The following is an 18,449-nucleotide window of genomic DNA, read 5'->3' as shown; positions in this document are numbered from 1 at the left end:
GAGGGGCTGTGAGGTCAACATCTCCCATACGGATTCGGATAGGGAGGTGATCAAAATGAGCGAGCGCAAGGCGCTGTTGATTCTGCATGGCAAGCAGGCACTCAATGAGCAGGTCCGTTCAGCTGTCGAAGGCAAGCGCCGGCAAGGCTGGGAGCTGGCTGTTCGATTGACCTGGGAGGCCGGGGATGCGCAGCGGCTGGTGGATGAGGCGCTGGCGGCAGGCTATACGCAGCTGGTTGCCGGCGGTGGTGATGGCACCTTGCGTGATATTGCCGAAGCCATGGCGACGCATTCGACGCAAGCCAGTCTGGTGCTTTTGCCCTTGGGCACCGCCAACGACTTTGCCCGCGCCGCCGGTGTGCCTCTGGAGCCCGCCCAGGCGTTGGATCTTCTGGAGGCTGTCCCGCATGCCATTGATCTGGGTGAGGTCGGCGGGCAGGTTTTTCTGAACATGGCCACCGGCGGCTTCGGCAGTCAGGTTACGGCCAATACGTCCGAGGATTTGAAAAAAATTCTCGGCGGCGCGGCTTATCTCTTCACCGGTTTATCGCGCTTCAGTGAGTTGCATGCAGCCTATGGCGAGTTGCAGGGGCCGGATTTTCACTGGAGCGGCGAACTGTTGGCATTGGGTATCGGCAATGGTCGACAGGCTGGCGGTGGTCATGTGTTGTGCCCTCAGGCACTGGCTGACGATGGACTATTGGATATCAGCATTTTGCCCGCACCCCAAGAGCTGGTCGGTACCTTGAAAGACCTGCTGAGCGATGGCTTCGGAATCGACAACATGTTTGTACGAGCACGCTTGCCATGGGTCGAGATCAAAGTTTCGGAAGGCCTTTATATCAACCTTGATGGTGAGCCACTGGAGGGCGATAGTCTGCGTTTTTCGGCGCGTCCGGCGGCATTGCGGGTGCATTTGCCCGAGGGTTCGCCGCTATTGAGTATCTCGACTCCGGCTAGTCGTCCAGGCTGATGATTTGCTCGCGCACGGCGAACAGCACCAGGCCGGCCACGTCGTAAATCTGCAAGCGTTTCATGATTTGCGAACGGTGAGTTTCGACGGTCTTGATGCTCAGGCCCAGACCATTGGCAATTTCCCGGGTTGATTTTCCACGAACAATCAATCGCAGGATTTCCAGTTGACGTGCTGTCAGATTGTGCGAGTCCTGGGTTGGCGCCTGATTTTTCTGGGTTCGGATCAGCGCCTGGTTGATGACGGTGTGGGCAATGGCCGGGCTCAGGTAGCGTTCGTTATTGCGCAAGGCATCCAGGGCATGTTCGAGCTCGGTGGGCGTGGTGTCCTTGAGCAGGTAACCATGAGCGCCGGATTCGAGTGCCTGCATGATGAGCGCCGGGTCGGTGTGCATCGACAGGATGAGCACTTTGCACTGCGGGCGTACTCGTTTGAGTCGCTGCAAGGCTACAAGGCCACCGGTTTCCTTCATGGAGATATCCAGCAGGATGATGTCCGGGGACAGTTGCTCGACCATTTCGAGTAACTGCGAGCCGTCACTGGCCTCACCGATGACCGCGTAGCCGGGAATATCCAGCACCAGAGCGCGCACGCCTGCCCTGATAAGCGAGTGGTCGTCCACCAGAAGTAAGTTACAAGTCAACGCATAACCTTATTCGTACTGGCCCGTTCCAGCGCACGGGGCGCCCAGGGGAAGAGTGCTTCGATTTGAGTGCCTTTGCCCGGTTCGCTGGTCACGGTCAGTGTGCCGCCCAACTGATCGATCCGCTCCGACATCCCGGCCATTCCGCGTTGCCCCTCGCGAGCGGGGTCTGCCGCTGGCGCGAAACCCAGGCCATCATCGCTGATCAACAGCGTCAGGCCTTGGGGCAGGCGTTGCAGGCGCACCAACAGATTTCTGGCTTCGGCGTGACGCAGCATATTGGTAACCGCTTCTTGAGTGACGCGAAAAGCAGCCACCGCCATTTCTTCCGGTATGCCGGTCAGGCGTTGATGGCATTCCAGGCTCCAGTGCACGGAGGTATTGGCCAGGGTTCTGAGTAAATGCGCACGCAGACTGGCTTCCAGTCCAAGACTGGTCAACTGCCGTGGATTCAGGATGGCCGACACATCACGAACCTTGGTCAGGGTTTCGTCCAGCGTATCGCAGAGTACCGAACACTGCCCCTGCAGTTCTTCGGGCAATCGACGTTTGAGCCATTCACTTTGAAGTTTTGCGGCGGTCAGCAATTGACCGATGTCATCATGCAGTTCCCGACTGAGCCGGTGGCGTTCGTTTTCCTGCACTTGCAGCAGACGGTCGGCCAGTTCTTGAGGCTGAAACTTTATCGATTTGCGCGAGAGGCGATATCCCACCCAGACACAGGTCAGCGCCGCACCATTGAGCACCAGCAGACTCAGCGGCAGAGGCATGGACAAGCTGTAGACCAACAGACTGCCAAGCGCCGAGCAGGTACACAATAAAAGCGTGAACCGGCGCGCGTTTTTCCGGGAGGGTGGCCACAGGGCGATTGACTTGAGGTTGGCGTACATAGCGGATGGAGCCAATGGATGTTCGCTGCGGGCAGACCGGTCATAAGGGCTGACGGGTCTCTGTATGGAACTCTGTTGTATGAGTCGCCTTTAATGACTGCCATGCAATGCTCGAAACAAGGCCTTCAAGGAGAGCGGCCTGTTCTCGGCTGGAATCACTTCGCCATTAATTGGCGTCAATGAATGGGCGGCATAATACCACTTAAGCTACCGTTGGTCGCGCTTGGCATAGAGGTCCGCACAGCAGCCAATATCTTTATTGGACGGTGATTCCATAGTGGAAAATATTTGATTTTTTATCTTCGAAGATATCGAGTGTGCCAAGCATTTTATTCTTATTGACAGGCACTATCTGAAGTCGAGGCCGGGATAACCACTTATTTCGAGCTGCCGTCGACAGGTATGAATTATTCAATTTCGCCATGCGCACGCTCAAGTTATAGAGCGGCATCATTGCAACAAAAATGCGCAACATGGCATTGGGACTGATGAGTTTAAGCCTGGCGTTCCGAGTACGAAACGAGCCTGAACGGTTTAGAGTGGCTGAGCGGCTGAAACTGACTTTGTCCCACTTGAAACGCAAACGCTTCGATCAGGGAAGTCTGTTCACTGTCATCGAGGCCGAGCTGGCCGGTGGTCTGGTCGATGAGTTCGAGTTGCCAGGCCATTAATGTGAAGCAGTCCTTGAGCGCATCCAGAGCCTGATCGTGCAGGTCCATGTGGTTCTGGGCCTGGCTCAGCAGTCTGTGTATGTGCAGCGAGAACTCCGAGACCGCTGCCAGTGCCAGGGCATCAGCCTTGCTTGCCAGCTTGAGGAGGGTGCTGAGCATGCAATCGATGGCGTCCTTGTCATTGTTGATCAGTTGCAAATGACTCAGGCACTCCTCGGATTTGGCCAGGAGTGTTTCAGCCTCGACGAGAAACTCCGGAAATCGCTGAGCCCACTGTTTAGGTTCGTTCGGCATGCTTATCTCCACAACGTCATGTCAGATGAGGGAATGTCGTGTGTGTCGACGAGAACCTTAAGTGTCCCGGCGCTGCCATGCCTTCGTGAGATCGCGCTCCGGCAGGCTTGGACGCCGGCTGTGGAACTCGAGAGGGTGGATGGCCACTGACCTGCGATCGCACACAAAAGCCTGACTCCGTTCATGCAATGAGAATGGCGTCACATTAATGGCTATTGGATATTGCGAATATCAGGTTGGGCCTGATTGTCCCTAGGGGAATCCCTTACGCAGGGGAACCTAACGTGCAAACCAAGGTCGCGCGGCAGGGTATGAGGCAGATGAAATCATGGGGGGCAGTAAAGCATGATGTTAATGTGACATCAATGCTTGATCGTGGCATTTTGTCTGGGGGTCAAGGTCCGGCAAAAACAGCCGATAACTCTCTTTAGTGAATTCAATAGAACAAGCCCAGGAGTCATTGATGGCCGGCATTCTCGACACGGTAGACCAACGCACGCAACTGGTGGGTGAGAATCGCCTGGAAATTCTCATGTTCCGGCTGGCAGGACGGCAATTGTTCGCGATCAACGTGTTCAAGGTCCAGGAAGTGCTGCAATTGCCGAAACTGACCCTGATGCCGCAGCGCCATCCTTTTGTCTGTGGTGTGGTCAACCTGCGCGGCCAGACATTGCCGGTGATCGACTTGTCCCAGGCCATCGGCATGCGTCCGCTGGTGCCGAGCCCGACCAGTACGATCATCGTTACCGAGTACAACCGCTCGGTGCAGGCATTCCTGGTCGGTGGCGTGGACCGCATCGTCAATATGAACTGGGAAGCCATTCTGCCGCCGCCGACCAGTGCCGGTCGCCAGCATTACCTGACCGCCATCAGCAAGGTCGACGATCAGTTGGTGGAAATCATCGACGTCGAAAAAGTCCTGGCCGAAATCGTTCCTTACAACGCCAAGGTCTCGCGCGACAAGCTCGACGATCCGGTTCTGGAGCGTGCCCGCGGCCGTGAAGTGCTGCTGGTGGATGACTCGAACGTGGCCCTGTCGCAATTGCGCGACACCCTGGGTCAGTTGGGCGTGAAGATGCACATCGCCAGCGATGGCTTGAAGGCGCTGAACATGCTCAAGGCCTGGGCCGATACGGGGGAAGTCATGACCGATAAATTGCTGATGATTTTTACCGATGCGGAAATGCCGGAAATGGACGGCTATCGCCTGACCACCGAAATCCGCAACGACCCCCGTTTGCGCGGCCTTTATGTAGTCCTGCACACCTCGCTGTCGGGTAGCTTCAACGATTCGATGGTCAAGAAGGTCGGCTGCGACAACTTCCTCTCCAAATTCCAGCCCGACAAACTCGTCGACGTGGTGCGCCAGCGCCTGATGCTCGATGCAGTTCCGGCCTGATAGCGAACTGGAAGAGTGCGGTGGCAGGGTTTGGGGCTGCCGCGCAGCCCAACGGGGGCAAGCCCCGCCACTGGGCCTTTGATTCGGCGATCAAGCTCGTATAGGGTGGCTTTTTTTAGCCACCAGGGAGCTGGCCATGCGTCTGAGCGCGCTTTATCGTTTTCCGTTGAAATCCGGCAAGGGCGAGAGCCTGAGTCAGGTCAGTCTGGACAAGCTGGGGCTGGACGGCGACCGGCGCTGGATGCTGGTGGACGAGGCCAGTGGGCGTTTTCTGACCCAGCGCGCGGTGGCGAAAATGAGTCAGCTGTCGGCGTTGTGGAATGCTGACGGCGGCTTGACCCTCAGTGCTCCAGGCCATTCACCGATCGATATTGCCTTGCCCGCCAGCGACGCTGAATTACGTGGCGTGACCATCTGGCGCGACACTTTGCGTGTTCCCGATGCCGGGGATGCGGCGGGAGCCTGGGTCAGTGAGTTCATCGGCAAGCCGACTCGTCTGGTGCAAGTGCCGCTCGATCGCGCGCGGACCACCCAGGCCGGCTACGGCAAGGACGACGATCAGGTGGCTTTTGCCGACGGGTTTCCGTTGTTGCTGATTGGTCAGGCGTCGCTGGAAGACTTGTCGCAACGGGTCGGCCGGCCGCTGGAGATGTTGCGCTTTCGGCCCAATCTGGTGATCGAGGGCAGCGAGGCCTATGCCGAAGATGGCTGGAAGCGCATCCGTATAGGTAATGTCGAGTTCCGCGTGGTCAAGTCCTGCTCACGCTGCATTCTGACCACCATCGACCCGCAAACCGGCGAGCGCAACGACGACCGTGAACCTCTGGCGACCTTGCAGAAGTACCGGGCCCAGGAAGACGGCGCGATGTTTGGACAGAACCTGGTCAATGACGGTAACGGCCGCCTCGAAGTCGGCATGCCCGTGACGATCCTCGAATAACTGCTCTTGAACAAAAAGCGCCTGTGTCCTTGGACACGGGCGCTTTTTTTTGCAGTGAAAACCCTCGGGTTTAGCCGCGGTATTCGCACAGGTAAGCGGTGTCGACGGCCACTTTCAACTGGAACTTGCTGTTGGCGGGCACGTTGAACTGGCTGCCGGCGGCGAAGGTTTGCCAGTCGTTGCTCTCTGGCAGTTTGACGGTCAGGGCTCCGGACACCACGTGCATGATTTCGCGCTGGCTGGTGCCGAATTCGTATTCGCCCGGTGCCATGACGCCGATGGTCGCCGGACCTTCAGCGGTGCCAAAGGCGATCGACTTGACGGTGCCGTCGAAGTACTCGTTGACTTTAAACATGGGCGGTTCCTCGAAAAGGGCTGAAAAGGGCCGGCCAGTATGCACAAGGTGTCGATAGGCGTCACCTCCCGCACTCAAGGATTGGCGGGGAAAATCAGCGGTAACAGGCGCGCGGTATTGCGCGCATCCTCCAGTGCCCGATGTTGCTGACCGTTGAACTGCAGGCCTGCCAGTTGCAGCGCGCCATTAAGCCCCAGCGGGCGCTCCAGTCGACAGGCTTTGGCGAAGCGTTGCTTGAGGTTCATGTGCGGCACCCGGCTCAAGGCGCTGTCGAGTTGCAGGCGCTGCCATTCCTGAAGCAGTTGTTTGCGGTCGTAATCCCCCCAACTCGCCCAGCCTTCCAGGTTCGAGAGATGCTGGCCGAGCCAGCGTTCGAACGAAACCCAGACGTCGCCCAGAGGCTGCGCGGTATCGACATTGGCCTGGGTGATGTGGGTCAGTTCCCGGCAAAACGGCGTCAGCAAGGGCCGACGCAACGGGCGCACGAAGCACTGGAAGTGATCCAGTTCCCGGCCTTTGCGGTCCACAAGGGTGGCGCCGATTTCGATGATTTCCATTTCTGTTACTGGCCAGCCACCCTCATCGGTGGTGGCTTCCAGATCAATGACCAACCAGTGAGGCATCGCAGGGTTCCTGGTATCCGCGTCCTGATAGGGCTTGAGCGTAGCCAAACCCGGCGGATCCGCCTAGCGGCTTATTCGACCTCCAACAAAATCTGACGATTTTTTACCTGATCGCCGACCCTGACCTGCAAGCGTTTGAGCACGCCGTCGATACCCGATTTGAGCGGATGTTCCATTTTCATCGCCTCGAGCACCACCAGCAGTTGCCCTTTGCTGACTGTACTGCCCTCGCTGACCAATACATCCACAATCGCCCCGTCCATCGGCGCCTTGAGCGTGCCGGAGCTGACGCTGGCCTGGCCGCTGACCCGCGCCTGGGTCCGATCGCCCAACAGCAAGCTGCCGGGGCGTGTGAATAACCAGAGTTGCCCGGCTTCCAGGCGATAGGCATGGCGTTGGCGGATGCCATCGATTTCCAGGGTGGCCCAGTGTCCGTCGCACCGGATGAGCTGCACTTCGAGAATCCGGTCGCCGACCTGGGCACGGTAGGGTTTGCCGGGTTGCGCGTGTAGCTCCACCGGCCAGTCTTGATCCTCCAGACCGATCCGATAGTGCAGCGGTACGCTGGCATTGTTGCGCCAACCGGCTAGCGGGGCGGGGTGAGCCTGCGCTGATGCTTGATAAAAAAGCACCGCGGCGATGGCCAACTCGTCGGGGCTCGGTGCATGAGGGTGCAGGCAGGGATGGTCGGCGAAGTACGTGGGGATGAACCCGGTGCTGAACTCGCCACTGATGAACTGCGGGTGTTCCAACAGATGGGTGAGCAAACGCTGATTGCTCTGCACGCCCAGCAACACGCTGTCTTGCACCGCCCGCAGCAATTTACGCCGGGCTTCTTCGCGGGTGGCACCATGGGCAATGAGCTTGCCCAGCAGCGGGTCATAGAACGGGCTGACGGTCTGGCTTTCGATCAGGCCATGGTCGATCCGCACGCCGCCCTGCAACGCGGGTTCCCAGGCCACGATTCGCCCGGTTTGCGGTACAAATCCCTGGGCCGGGTCTTCTGCGTAAAGGCGTACCTCCATGGCATGCCCGTTGAGTTGTACCTGTTCCTGGCGTAGTGGCAGCGGTTGTCCTTCGGCGATGTGTAACTGCCAGGCCACCAGATCGAGGCCGGTGATCAGTTCGGTCACCGGGTGCTCCACTTGCAGCCGGGTGTTCATCTCCAGGAAGTAAAACCGGCCGTGAGCATCCAGCAGGAATTCCACGGTGCCGGCCCCTACATAATTCACCGCGCGTCCCGCCTTGAGTGCCGCTTCGCCCATGGCCTGGCGCAACTCGACGGTCATCACCGGGCAGGGGGCTTCTTCGATGATTTTCTGGTGGCGACGCTGGATCGAACAGTCGCGCTCACCCAGGTGGATCAGGTTGCCGTGCCGGTCGCCGAACACCTGGACCTCGACGTGACGCGGATCGATCAAGGCCTGTTCGAGGATCAGTTCGTCGCTGCCAAACCCGTGCAAGGCTTCGGAGCGTGCGGTGCGGATTTGCTCCAGTAGTTCACCTGCGCCATGTACCAGGCGCATGCCGCGACCGCCACCGCCGGCACTGGCCTTGATCATCAGCGGATAGCCGATGCGCTCGGCTTCGCGGCGCAGGGTGGCGTCGTCCTGTTCGCTGCCCTGATAGCCTTTGATGCAGGGCACGCCCGCTTTGATCATGGCGAGTTTCGACAGCCGTTTACTGCCCATCAGCTCGATGGCCTCGGGGCTGGGGCCGATGAAGACGATACCGGCCTGCTGGCAGGCGAGGGCGAAACCGGAATTTTCCGAGAGGAAGCCGTAACCGGGGTGGATTGCGTCGGCGCCAGTGCGCCGGGCGGCATCGATGATGGCCGGGATGTTCAGATAAGACTGCTGCACCGGGGCCGGGCCAATGTTCACGGCTTCGTCGGCCATCTGCACATGCAGGGCATTGGCGTCGGCATCGCTGAACACCGCGACGGTGCGGTAGCCCAGGTTTTGCGCGGTGCGCTGGATGCGGCAGGCGATTTCACCGCGGTTGGCGATCAGGATTTTGCTGAAGGCGGGCATGGGTTATTCCCTTGGTTTTTGCAGTGAATGTGATGGCCCCATCGCGGGCAGCCCGCACCCACAGGATTTTGTGAACGACACAGATCCTTGTGGGGGCGGGGTTGCCCGCGATGCTTTTATGGCGCCCACCCTGGTTTACGCTTCTGCACAAAAGCCATGGTCCCCTCGACACCTTCAGCCCCGGTCACCGCTTCGCTGAACCACTCGGCCGCCTGATCCAGCAGATCATCCGAGGGCTGTCCGGCACTCGTCAGCAACAGTTTTTTGGTCGCCGCATTCGCCCCCGGCGCGCAGCACAGCACATGGGCCAACACCTCATCGAGGCGTTCGGCCAGGGCCTGCGGGTCATGCTCGACAAAATGCACCAGCCCCATGCGCCGCGCGTGGGTGCCATCGAAGCGTGCGGCGGTCAGGGCCAGGCGACGGGCCTGGGTCAGGCCGATGCGTTGCACCACGTACGGTGCGATCTGCGCCGGCAGCAGGCCGAGGCTGGTTTCCGGCAGGCCGAATTGCGCCTGATGATCGGCCATCGCGATGTCGCTGACACAAGCCAGGCCGAAGCCGCCGCCGAGCACCGCGCCTTGCAGTACCGAAATCACCACTTGCGGCGCGTGTTGCACCTCTTGCAGCAACGCACCGAACACACGGTTCAGGTCGCGGTAGGCGGTCTGGCCTTGGGCATGGGCGTTGGCCATGTCCTTGATGTCGGCGCCGGCACAAAAATGCCCGCCGGCACCGCCGATCACCAGCGCGCGAACCTGCCGGTTATCCCGCACCGCCGCCAGCACCGCACGCAGTTCGCTGACCATCTGCAAACTCATGGCGTTACGGCTGTCCGGACGATTGAGGGTGATGTGCAGCACGCCGGTATGCAGGTCGAGCAACAGGGTCTGACAGACGGGGAGGGTGCTCATTTGTTTTTCCCCGGCAGGATGCCCATGAGTTTGCAGATGATCCCCAGCATGATTTCGTCGGCTCCGCCGCCGATCGATACCAGCCGCACATCGCGGTAAGCCCGGGCCACCGGGTTGTCCCACATGAAGCCCATGCCGCCCCAATATTGCAGGCAACTGTCGCTGACTTCCCGGCCCAGTCGTCCGGCCTTGAGTTTGGCCATGGAGGCCAGGCGGGTGACGTCCTGGCCTGTGATGTATTGCTCGGTGGCCTGGTAGACCAGCGCCCGCAGGCATTCGATTTCGGTTTGCAGTTCGGCCAGGCGAAAGTGGATGACCTGGTTGTCGATCAGCGCATTGCCGAAGGTTTTGCGCTCCTTGCAGTACTCGATGGTGCTGTCGACGCAGTACTCCAGGCCCTTGATCATGTTCGCCGCGCCGAACAGCCGTTCTTCCTGGAACTGCAGCATCTGCATCATGAACCCGGCGCCTTCGTGGCCGATGCGGTTGCGTTGCGGCACGCGCACATTGTCGAAAAACACCTGGGCGGTTTCCGAGCTGCGCATGCCGAGTTTGTCCAGATGCGAGCTGAGGCTGATGCCAGGGCTGTGCATCGGCACCATGATCAGCGATTTGTTGATGTGCGGTTTGTCGTCCGAGGTGTTGGCCAGCAAGCAGATGAAATCGGCGCTCGGCGAGTTGGTGATCCACATCTTGCTGCCGTTGATCACGTAGTCGTCGCCGTCCTTGCGGGCGGTGGTTTTCAGCCCGGCGACGTCGGAGCCGGCGCCGACTTCGGAAACGCCGATGCAGCCGACCTGCTCGCCGGTGATCGCCGGTCGCAGGAATTCTTCGCGCAGTTCATCGGAGCCGAAACGCGCCAGGGCCGGGGTGCACATGTCGGTCTGCACGCCGATGGACATCGGGATACCACCGCAATGAATGGTGCCGAACTCTTCGGCAGCCACAATCGAATAACTGTAGTCGAGGCCCATGCCGCCGAATTTTTCCGGTTTGGAAATTCCCAGCAGACCGAGCTCACCGGCCTTGCGGAAGATCTCATGGATCGGAAAGCGCCCGGCCTTTTCCCATTCATCGACGTTGGGATTGATTTCATGATCGACGAATTGGCGGACGGTGCGGCGCAGTGCTTCGTGTTCCTGGGTGAAGATCATTTTTATAGTTCTCCTGTCGAACCCGATCGTTCCCATGCGCAGCAAAGGAACGCCTCTATGGACGCTCCGCGTCCGCTTTTGGGACGCGGAGCGTCCCGGGCTGCATTCCCACGCAGAGCATGGGAACGATCAATCAAAACCTCGCGACGCCGAAGCTGTTGGGTTGCAGAGCCCGAACCTCGGCTTCATGGCAGATGTCCAGCAAGTATCCAAGCAACGTGCGGGTATCCCGTGGATCGATCAGCCCGTCGTCCCACAGGTTGGCGCTGCCATACAGCGCCGTGGACTGGCTGTCGAGTTTCTGCGCGGTGACCTGTTCCAGCATGTCGAGCATTTTCGGATCGGGTACCAACCCGTCCTTGAGCTGCTTGGCTTCGGTGACGATCCGCAGCACCTTGCCGGCCTGGGCGCCACCCATCACGGCGGTGCGACTGTTGGGCCAGGCGAAGATGAAGCGCGGGTCGAGGCCACGGCCGCACATCGCATAGTTGCCGGCACCGTAGGAGCCGCCGACGACAATTGTCAGCTTAGGCACTCGGGCATTGGCCACCGCCTGAATCATTTTCGCGCCGTGCTTGATCACGCCTTGCTGTTCCGACTCGGTGCCGACCATGAAGCCGGTAGTGTTGTGGAAAAACAGCAGGGGCGTCTGGCTCTGGTCGCAGAGTTGGATGAACTGCGCGGCCTTGCTCGCGCCTTTGGGCGTGATCGGGCCGTTGTTGCCGATGAAACCGCAGGCTCGACCCTGGATCTGCAAATGCCCGCACACCGTCTGCTGATCGAACTCGCTTTTGAATTCGAGGAAGTTCGAAGCGTCGGCAATCCGCGCGATGATTTCACGCACGTCGTAAGGCTTTTTCGGATCATCGGGGATCAGCCCCAACAGCTCGTCGATGGGGTAGAGCGGCTCTTCCCATCGACGCTCCGGCAACCACGGCAATTGATCGTTCCACGGCAACAGGCTGACAATCTCGCGCACCTGGCGCACGCCATCGGCATCGTTCTCGGCCAGGTATTCAGCGGTACCGGCGGTTTGCGCGTGCATCTCGGCACCGCCCAGTTCTTCGTCGGTGGCGACTTCACCGGTGGCGGCCTTAAGCAACGGCGGCCCGGCGAGAAACAGCTTGGCCTTGCCGCGCACCACCACCACGTAATCCGACAACCCCGGCTGATAAGCACCGCCCGCCGTGGCCGAGCCATGGACCACGGTGATCTGCGGCAAGCCCATGGCCGACATCCGCGCCTGATTGGCAAAGCTGCGCGCGCCTTCGACGAAAATTTCCGCCGCGTAATTGAGGTTGGCACCGCCGCTCTCGGCGAGGGTGATCACCGGCAGTTTGTTTTCCATGGCGATCTGCTGCAGGCGCAGGGACTTTTTCAGGCCGCTGGGGGAAATGGTCCCGCCCTTGATCGCGCTGTTGTTCGCCACCACCAGCACCCGCACCCCGGACACGTAACCGATCCCGGCGATCAAACCGCCGCCGGCCGCGCTGCCGTCCTTGTCATCGTGCAGCTTGTAGCCGGCCAGGCTCGCCAGTTCGAGGAACGGTGCGCCGGGGTCGAGCAACAGATTGAGCCGCTCCCGGGGCAGCAATTGCCCGCGCTTGTCGAACCTCGGTTTGGCTTCGGCGGCTTTATTCAGCAGGTTCTGTTCGAGCTGGCGGACCTGCTCGATGCCGGCCAGCATGGCCGCCCGATTGCGGGCGAACGGTTCGCTGAACGGGTCTGTCTGGGACTGGATGACCGGCATGGGTTATTCCTTGTCTTTGAGCTCGTCTGGTTTGGAGGCGTCGAGTCGAAGTACCTCGGGTAAATAGGTGCGGTGAAAGCCGTTGTACGAGTGACCGCGTTGACCCGCACCCCGGCGTAGTCCCATTCGAACGCAGCGGTCTTGGTGAAGCCGCGCCCGAATGGCCCATCGTGCGCACCGAGGGCCGCGAGCTCGTGGGCGGTGCAACGACCGATGCCGCTGCCGTCACCGGTGACGATGATGGTTTGGCTGGCGAACAGGTCGGGTTTGAAAATCGAGTCATAGGCCATGGCGACAGTCCTCTAATTGAACTGATCGGCGATGCGCCGGGGCACCGGGATCTGGATCTCCAGCAGCTGTTGGGCGAACGCCTTGCCTTGCGGATCGATCCGCAGACTGGCCACGCCACCGCCGCCGAGTGCATTTTCCAGAAGAAAATTAAAGCTCTGAGTGCCGGGTAAATACCAGCGTTCGACGCGCCCGTGGATCGGGTCGAGGACATGGCTCATCCAGTCGACGATCACCTCCGGTGTCAGCGCTTCGGCGATCCACGGCAGGTAGTCGGGGTGGCGAGCCATGACGCCGATGTTGCTGTGATTGCCCTTGTCGCCGGAGCGCGCCACCGCGAGTTTGATCAGGGCCACGCTGGCGTCGGCGCGTTCTGCGGGTTGGGGCGGATCGAACGGTAGTGGCAAGTCCGCCGGGTCGAGTGCATCGAGGGCGGGCAGGGCGCACGGATGGCGCTCGCCGGCGAAGTCGATGGCCAGGGTGCAGGCGGTTTTGTCGATCAGGAACGAAAACAGCCGGATCAACGGGTACACCGTCGGCCGTCCGCCAACGATTCCGGTCAGCCCCGGCGCCATGCCGGTGGCAGCCTGGGCGATTTCCCGGGAGAACAGAATCAAGGCCTGTTTGCTTGGATGGTGCACGGCGAGTTTGATCACCACTTCACGGCTGTCCTGGCGCTGGCCGTGGGGGCCGTAAGTGGCCTCGCTGCCCAGCAGTTCGATGTTCACCTCGCTGTAGGGCGCCCAACCGCGCTGGCTGAACATTTCCGAAGTCTTGTCGATGATCGCCTGGCTGACCCGTCGGGCCTTGGCCACGGCATCGATCCCGGCGATCAGGCAACTGGCGGTGCAACGGAAACCGTCCGGATAGGTGGCACTGACTTTGTACTGAGCGGTCGGCGGCAAGCCTTTCGCGCCATGCACCTGAACCGCGTCTTTGCCTTGTTGCACGAGTTTGACCTGGCTGAAATCGCACACCACATCGGGCAGCAAATAGGCCTGCGGATCGCCGATTTCATAGAGCATCTGCTCGCCCACCGTCAGGGGCGTGACCAGGCCGCCGGAGCCCTCGGGTTTGCTGACGATGAACTGGCTGTCGGCACGGACTTCGACGATCGGAAAACCGATGTGTTCGTAGTCGGGCACATCGCGCCAATCGGTGAAATTGCCGCCGGTGCACTGGGCGCCACACTCGATGAGATGCCCGGCCAGTGCGGCCTGGGCGAGTTTGTCGTAGTCGTGCCACGACCAGCCGAACTCATGCACCAGTGCGGCGCTGACCACGGCACTGTCGACCACGCGCCCGGTAATCACAATGTCGGCACCCAGGCGCAGGGCTTCGACGATGCCTGGTGCGCCGAGGTAGGCGTTGGTCGATACGCACATCGGTGGCAGGGGCGCGCCACTGAACATCTCATGGATACCCAGGCTGTTCAGGTGTTTGAACTGCGGCTGCAGGTCATCACCCGACAGCACGGCAATCTTCAGCGCCACCCCGGCCTTGTCGCAGGCCGCTTGCAGGGCGGCGGCACACGCCCGGGGATTGACCCCGCCGGCATTGCTGATCACCCGGATCTGTTGTTTTGCGAGCTGGTCGAGGAGGGGGCTGAGGACTTCGATGAAGTCGCTGGCGTAGCCGGTTGCAGGATCTTTCATCCGCGCCCCGGCCATGATCGACATCGTGATTTCGGCCAGGTAATCGAATACCAGATAGTCCAGCCGTCCGCCTTCCACCAGTTGCGCGGCGGCGGTCGAGGTGTCGCCCCAGAACGCGCTGGCGCAACCGATGCGGATTGTCTTGGGCGCAGCCAATTCCATAACCACCTCCGACAGAAGTGCCTCGAGACTACCAAGCAAGCGCTTGGTTTGTAAACGCCTGAACTATCTTCTTCCCAAGCGCTTGCTTGGTCGTCCCCGCCAGCTTAAATTGCCCGCGCAACCCCGTTGTTTTAGCGGGTGGCGGCGCATTTGATTGATCGACTGTAGGAGAGAACGGGTGGACGAGCAAAAAGCCCTGAGGGTGATGCGCGAATTGGTCGACAGCGGCCAATTGACCGATCCCGACAGCGCCCGTGGCAAACTGCTGCAAGTGGCCGCTCACCTGTTTCGCAACAAAGGTTATGAACGGACCACCGTGCGGGATCTGGCCGGTGCGGTGGGCATCCAGTCAGGCAGTATTTTTCATCACTTCAAGAGCAAGGACGAAATCCTGCGGGCCGTGATGGAGGAGACTATTCGCTACAACACCGCATTGATGCGCGCAGCGCTGGCCGAGGCGGGCAGTGTGCGCGAGCGGGTGCTGGCGTTGATTCGCTGCGAATTGCAGTCGATCATGGGCGGCAGCGGCGAGGCCATGGCGGTGTTGGTGTACGAGTGGCGTTCGCTGTCCGAGGAAGGTCAGGCGCAGGTGCTGGCATTGCGCGATATTTATGAAGCCATCTGGCTGCAGGTGCTGGGTGAAGCCAAGGACGCCGGTTTTATCCGTGGCGATGTGTTCATCACCCGCCGTTTCCTGACGGGCGCGTTGTCCTGGACCACCACCTGGTTTCGTGCCGATGGCAACATGAGCCTCGATCAATTGGCCGAGCAAGCACTGATTCTGGTGCTCGAAGAGCGGCAGTGAGCCGTCTATCTCGGCAAGAAACTGGCTAAGTTGGCGAAACCGCCTAGCTTGAATGCATTGATGATTATTTTTGGGGAGTGGGCTGTTTTGATGTCTTCGCCAATTCGAACAGCGTCACGGCTTTTGCTGGCGGCGCTTGCAGTGTGCTGGGTATTGCCGTCTCAGGCCGCGCAACTGGTGCGGGTCGGTGCCGCGCATTTTCCACCCTATACCGTGCGCCCGGAGTCCGGTGCCGACACCGGTCTGTTGCCGCAACTGGTGGAAGCGTTGAATCAGCTGCAAACCGATTATCAGTTTGTGCTGGTACCCACCTCGATTCCCCGGCGTTTCAATGACTTCAAGGAAGGCCGGGTCGATATGGCAATTTTCGAGAACCCGGAGTGGGGCTGGAAGGACATTCCGCATACCGACGTCGACATGGGCCTGGAAGATGCAGAAATCTTTGTCGCGCAGAAGCAACCCGGTCGCGATGAGAACTACTTCAAGGATCTGGCGAGCAAGCGCCTGGCGCTGTACAGCGGCTATCACTACGAGTTTGCCAATTTCAACGCCGATCCCAAGTATCTGGCCGACACCTACAACGCCACGCTGACCTATTCCCACGACAGCAACCTGCTGATGGTGCTGCGTGGACGTGCCGACATTGCCTTGGTGACACGCTCCTATCTGAGCGATTACCTGCTGCGCAACGAAAAAGTCGGTGAGCAGTTGCTGGTGTCGCAACGCATCGATCAGGTCTATCACCATTACGCGCTGATTCGCCCGCAAGCGCCGATTACTGGCGAAGCATTCGGCAAGTTGCTGCAAGGCCTGCGAAACAACGGCCAGATGCTGAAGATTTTCGATCCTTACAAAATTGCCCTGGTGCCGGTGGGCAAGCACTGAAACGTGCCATGGGTGGCGTAATTGCCGACCGCGCTTAAATTTTCTGCCCCGGCTCACGTCACATCGTTGAACTGTCGACGATTATCGTGAGCCCGACCCATGTCCCATCTGAATGACCTGACCGCCCTGGCCTTGCCGTCAGGCAACCGTCTTGTAGCCGATGAAACCACAAGTCGCCTGAGCCTCAGCCTGGAAGGGCAGCCGCTGATCGAACTGCGGCTGACCCGCGAGCCTGAGCTGAATCTGCGGCTGGAGGAGCGCTTCGGCCGTCCTGACGGTCAAGCATTCTGGGCAGCCTGTTATTGGCTGTTTGCTCGTGATGCGCAGTGTCAGCGTCTGACCTGGCACTTGGATGAAGTGCCCACCGAAGCCTTGCTCAGCGGGTTGCTGATCCCCACCGACATCAACGGTCAGTATCGCTGTGAACGCACGCTGTTCTGGCAATTGCCTCAGCCTTGGCTGGGTGAGTCGTTGACCGGTAGCTATCCACAGCAGATGGTCATCAGTGACGGCAAACGCCATCCCCTGCGTGCAGTGAAACCCCGTGGTGAGGTTTATCGACGCTTCGATGCGCGGCTCGGTGCGTGGGTTTCCCTGCGTACGCTAGAAGTCGAGCAGGATCTGGCGCGCTTCAATCGTTGGCAGAACAACCCGCGGGTCGCGAGTTTCTGGCAGGAGGAGGGCAGTCTCGAGCAGCATCGGGAATACCTCGGCAAGCTCGAAGCCGACCCGCACACCTTGACTCTGATCGGTTGCTTCGATGATCAGCCGTTTGCCTACTTCGAAGCCTACTGGGCCAAGGAAGATCGCATTGCGCCGTTCTATGATGCCGGCGATTACGACCGTGGCATTCACATGCTGGTGGGTGAGGAAGATCACCGTGGCCCGCACAAGGTGGCGAGTTGGTTATCGGCGCTGGTGCACTACCTGTTTCTCGATGATCCGCGCACTCAACGGGTGGTCGCCGAGCCTCGCGCCGACAACGCGAAGATGATCGGGCATCTGCACAATCAGTGTTTTCACTGCGAAAAAGAGTTCGACTTCCCGCACAAGCGCGCGGCGCTGATGATGCTGGGGCGTGAGCGGTTTTTTGATCGGTGTTCGTTGGCCTGAGGGGTATGGCTCAAGGTCTGTTGCGGTCTTGAGTCAGCCTTCGCGAGCAAGCCCGCTCCCACAGTAGATCTGCGGTGTCCACAAATGGTGTGTTCACAGAAGGTCCAATGTGGGAGCGGGCTTGCTCGCGAATGGAGCGACGCAAATTTCAGCGACGGGCGAAGGTATCCGCACGATTGCCCGACACCTTGCGGCAATGCACCAGCGCATCACGAATCATGAAGTTCACCAGGGTCGGTGAGACGCCGAGTTCCTTGGCGATGTCTTTTTGCGGCACGCCGTGCAGGCGGTACATCTCGAAGGCGTAACGGGTGCGGCTGGGCAGCTCCGTCAGCGCATCGGCAATGTTTTCCAGGGTCGAGAAGTTGATATGCGAGGTTTCCGGCGACGCGCCCTGGATCACCACGTTCAGGCCTTCCTCTTCCGGGCCCGAATACTTCTGCTCCAGCGCCTGTTTGCGATAGTGATCGATGGCCAGGTTGCGCACGATCTGGAACAGGTAGCTGAGCTGCGCCTTGATTGACGACGTGATCTGCGGCGCCGATTGCAACCGGAAGAACGCATCCTGCACCACGTCTTCGGCACGGGATCGGCAGCCGGTAATGCGGGCGGCAATCTTGACCAGAATCATTCGGTTGTCGACGAAGGCCTGAAGTAGCGGTGAATCGCACCTGCTTGTGGATACTTGTTCCGTCATTGGAAATCACCTTGCTGCAAATAGGGTTGTGGGACGACAAGGGGGGTGAAGCCGTCCTACACATCGAGCGACAAATTATGTTGAATGATAATGATTGTCAATTGAGAAAGAGAATTAATGCTCCACGAAAGGGCAGAGTGAGAACCGCGACACGCTGACTCACCCACTGGCCACAAGCCTGCCGGCGCTCAAGCCCGGCGACTAA

At 59.9% G+C, this 18,449-nt stretch carries 17 protein-coding genes and 1 pseudogene; 6 read left to right on the top strand and 12 right to left on the bottom strand.

Annotated features, from left to right (window positions below; all coding sequences use genetic code 11):
• Window positions 1-55: 55 nt before the first annotated feature.
• Window positions 56-973, top strand: a complete 918-nt coding sequence (gene yegS / locus PSH64_RS21280; protein WP_105343343.1) for a lipid kinase YegS — start codon at window positions 56-58, stop codon at window positions 971-973.
• Here the strand turns inward: yegS and PSH64_RS21275 are convergent.
• The 3 genes from PSH64_RS21275 to PSH64_RS21265 all read right to left on the bottom strand — a co-directional run bounded on the left by PSH64_RS21275 (window position 957) and on the right by PSH64_RS21265 (window position 3,471).
• On the bottom strand, window positions 957-1,616 hold the full coding sequence (locus PSH64_RS21275) for a response regulator transcription factor (RefSeq protein WP_105343345.1): 660 nt from the start codon (window positions 1,614-1,616) through the stop codon (window positions 957-959). The genes yegS and PSH64_RS21275 overlap by 17 nt on opposite strands.
• The gene (locus PSH64_RS21270; protein WP_105343347.1) at window positions 1,613-2,506 is read right to left on the bottom strand and encodes a sensor histidine kinase; all 894 of its coding nucleotides are present in this window, start codon (window positions 2,504-2,506) and stop codon (window positions 1,613-1,615) included. The genes PSH64_RS21275 and PSH64_RS21270 overlap by 4 nt, the downstream gene beginning before the upstream one ends.
• Window positions 2,507-3,000: 494 nt before the next feature.
• On the bottom strand, window positions 3,001-3,471 hold the full coding sequence (locus PSH64_RS21265; RefSeq protein WP_105343349.1) for a hypothetical protein: 471 nt from the start codon (window positions 3,469-3,471) through the stop codon (window positions 3,001-3,003).
• Window positions 3,472-3,934: 463 nt separating this feature from the next.
• On the opposite strand from PSH64_RS21265, the gene PSH64_RS21260 reads away from it, so the two are divergent.
• Together PSH64_RS21260 and PSH64_RS21255 are read left to right on the top strand one after the other, a co-directional pair.
• Window positions 3,935-4,870, top strand: a complete 936-nt coding sequence (locus tag PSH64_RS21260) for a chemotaxis protein CheV (protein ID WP_030132292.1) — start codon at window positions 3,935-3,937, stop codon at window positions 4,868-4,870.
• 136 nt (window positions 4,871-5,006) lie between these two features.
• Complete coding sequence (locus tag PSH64_RS21255) at window positions 5,007-5,810, top strand: MOSC domain-containing protein (RefSeq protein WP_305478573.1); 804 nt, start codon at window positions 5,007-5,009, stop codon at window positions 5,808-5,810.
• A gap of 70 nt (window positions 5,811-5,880) precedes the next feature.
• Here PSH64_RS21255 and PSH64_RS21250 read toward each other — a convergent pair whose 3' ends face one another.
• From PSH64_RS21250 to PSH64_RS21215, 8 genes and pseudogenes are all read right to left on the bottom strand, one after another.
• Window positions 5,881-6,165 (bottom strand): pyrimidine/purine nucleoside phosphorylase, encoded by a 285-nt coding sequence (locus PSH64_RS21250; RefSeq protein WP_105343353.1) that lies wholly within the window; start codon window positions 6,163-6,165, stop codon window positions 5,881-5,883.
• A gap of 74 nt (window positions 6,166-6,239) precedes the next feature.
• Complete coding sequence (locus PSH64_RS21245) at window positions 6,240-6,788, bottom strand: exonuclease domain-containing protein (RefSeq protein ID WP_105343355.1); 549 nt, start codon at window positions 6,786-6,788, stop codon at window positions 6,240-6,242.
• A gap of 71 nt (window positions 6,789-6,859) precedes the next feature.
• Window positions 6,860-8,821, bottom strand: coding sequence for an acetyl/propionyl/methylcrotonyl-CoA carboxylase subunit alpha (locus PSH64_RS21240; RefSeq protein ID WP_305478570.1), 1,962 nt, complete (start codon window positions 8,819-8,821; stop codon window positions 6,860-6,862).
• 116 nt (window positions 8,822-8,937) lie between these two features.
• A complete protein-coding gene (locus tag PSH64_RS21235) occupies window positions 8,938-9,735 on the bottom strand; it encodes an enoyl-CoA hydratase/isomerase family protein (protein ID WP_305478568.1) in 798 nt (265 codons plus the stop codon).
• Window positions 9,732-10,889: a citronellyl-CoA dehydrogenase gene (gene atuD, locus PSH64_RS21230; RefSeq protein ID WP_305478566.1), complete on the bottom strand. Its 1,158-nt coding sequence runs from the start codon at window positions 10,887-10,889 to the stop codon at window positions 9,732-9,734. The genes PSH64_RS21235 and atuD overlap by 4 nt, the downstream gene beginning before the upstream one ends.
• A 133-nt stretch (window positions 10,890-11,022) precedes the next feature.
• Window positions 11,023-12,639, bottom strand: a complete 1,617-nt coding sequence (atuC, locus tag PSH64_RS21225) for a geranyl-CoA carboxylase subunit beta (protein ID WP_105343364.1) — start codon at window positions 12,637-12,639, stop codon at window positions 11,023-11,025.
• A 152-nt stretch (window positions 12,640-12,791) separates the two neighbouring features.
• Window positions 12,792-12,929, bottom strand: a pseudogene (locus tag PSH64_RS21220) (2,4-dienoyl-CoA reductase); the annotation flags it as partial.
• A gap of 12 nt (window positions 12,930-12,941) precedes the next feature.
• Entirely contained in the window at window positions 12,942-14,744 is a 1,803-nt protein-coding gene (locus tag PSH64_RS21215; protein ID WP_305478564.1) for an acyclic terpene utilization AtuA family protein, read from the bottom strand.
• Window positions 14,745-14,922: 178 nt separating this feature from the next.
• Here PSH64_RS21215 and PSH64_RS21210 point away from each other — a divergent pair, with 178 nt between their 5' ends.
• From PSH64_RS21210 to PSH64_RS21200, 3 genes are all read left to right on the top strand, one after another.
• Entirely contained in the window at window positions 14,923-15,549 is a 627-nt protein-coding gene (locus tag PSH64_RS21210; protein WP_105343370.1) for a TetR/AcrR family transcriptional regulator, read from the top strand.
• Between the two features lie 90 nt (window positions 15,550-15,639).
• Complete coding sequence (locus PSH64_RS21205) at window positions 15,640-16,434, top strand: ABC transporter substrate-binding protein (RefSeq protein WP_105343438.1); 795 nt, start codon at window positions 15,640-15,642, stop codon at window positions 16,432-16,434.
• A gap of 99 nt (window positions 16,435-16,533) precedes the next feature.
• Window positions 16,534-17,547, top strand: a complete 1,014-nt coding sequence (locus tag PSH64_RS21200; RefSeq protein WP_305478560.1) for a GNAT family N-acetyltransferase — start codon at window positions 16,534-16,536, stop codon at window positions 17,545-17,547.
• 148 nt (window positions 17,548-17,695) lie between these two features.
• Here PSH64_RS21200 and PSH64_RS21195 read toward each other — a convergent pair whose 3' ends face one another.
• Window positions 17,696-18,244, bottom strand: coding sequence for an RNA polymerase factor sigma-70 (locus tag PSH64_RS21195; RefSeq protein WP_105343374.1), 549 nt, complete (start codon window positions 18,242-18,244; stop codon window positions 17,696-17,698).
• Between the last annotated feature and the right edge of the window lie 205 nt (window positions 18,245-18,449).

The organism is Pseudomonas sp. FP1742, from assembly GCF_030687145.1.
GTDB classification, from domain to species: domain Bacteria; phylum Pseudomonadota; class Gammaproteobacteria; order Pseudomonadales; family Pseudomonadaceae; genus Aquipseudomonas; species Aquipseudomonas frederiksbergensis_D.
The sequence above is the reverse complement of the archived record's forward strand: the minus strand, read 5'-3'. Positions and strand labels throughout refer to the sequence as shown.

Excerpts from the sequence above, each read along its gene's own strand:
- PSH64_RS21245 (WP_105343355.1), bottom strand. The coding sequence starts at position 6,788 with ATGCCTCACTGGTTGGTCATTGATCTGGAAGCCACCACCGATGAGGGT.
- atuC (WP_105343364.1), bottom strand. The coding sequence starts at position 12,639 with ATGCCGGTCATCCAGTCCCAGACAGACCCGTTCAGCGAACCGTTCGCC.
- PSH64_RS21265 (WP_105343349.1), bottom strand. The coding sequence starts at position 3,471 with ATGCCGAACGAACCTAAACAGTGGGCTCAGCGATTTCCGGAGTTTCTC.
- atuD (WP_305478566.1), bottom strand. The coding sequence starts at position 10,889 with ATGATCTTCACCCAGGAACACGAAGCACTGCGCCGCACCGTCCGCCAA.
- PSH64_RS21200 (WP_305478560.1), top strand. The coding sequence starts at position 16,534 with ATGTCCCATCTGAATGACCTGACCGCCCTGGCCTTGCCGTCAGGCAAC.
- PSH64_RS21260 (WP_030132292.1), top strand. The coding sequence starts at position 3,935 with ATGGCCGGCATTCTCGACACGGTAGACCAACGCACGCAACTGGTGGGT.
- PSH64_RS21215 (WP_305478564.1), bottom strand. The coding sequence starts at position 14,744 with ATGGAATTGGCTGCGCCCAAGACAATCCGCATCGGTTGCGCCAGCGCG.
- PSH64_RS21270 (WP_105343347.1), bottom strand. The coding sequence starts at position 2,506 with ATGTACGCCAACCTCAAGTCAATCGCCCTGTGGCCACCCTCCCGGAAA.
- PSH64_RS21255 (WP_305478573.1), top strand. The coding sequence starts at position 5,007 with ATGCGTCTGAGCGCGCTTTATCGTTTTCCGTTGAAATCCGGCAAGGGC.
- PSH64_RS21195 (WP_105343374.1), bottom strand. The coding sequence starts at position 18,244 with ATGACGGAACAAGTATCCACAAGCAGGTGCGATTCACCGCTACTTCAG.
- yegS (WP_105343343.1), top strand. The coding sequence starts at position 56 with ATGAGCGAGCGCAAGGCGCTGTTGATTCTGCATGGCAAGCAGGCACTC.
- PSH64_RS21250 (WP_105343353.1), bottom strand. The coding sequence starts at position 6,165 with ATGTTTAAAGTCAACGAGTACTTCGACGGCACCGTCAAGTCGATCGCC.
- PSH64_RS21235 (WP_305478568.1), bottom strand. The coding sequence starts at position 9,735 with ATGAGCACCCTCCCCGTCTGTCAGACCCTGTTGCTCGACCTGCATACC.
- PSH64_RS21205 (WP_105343438.1), top strand. The coding sequence starts at position 15,640 with ATGTCTTCGCCAATTCGAACAGCGTCACGGCTTTTGCTGGCGGCGCTT.
- PSH64_RS21240 (WP_305478570.1), bottom strand. The coding sequence starts at position 8,821 with ATGCCCGCCTTCAGCAAAATCCTGATCGCCAACCGCGGTGAAATCGCC.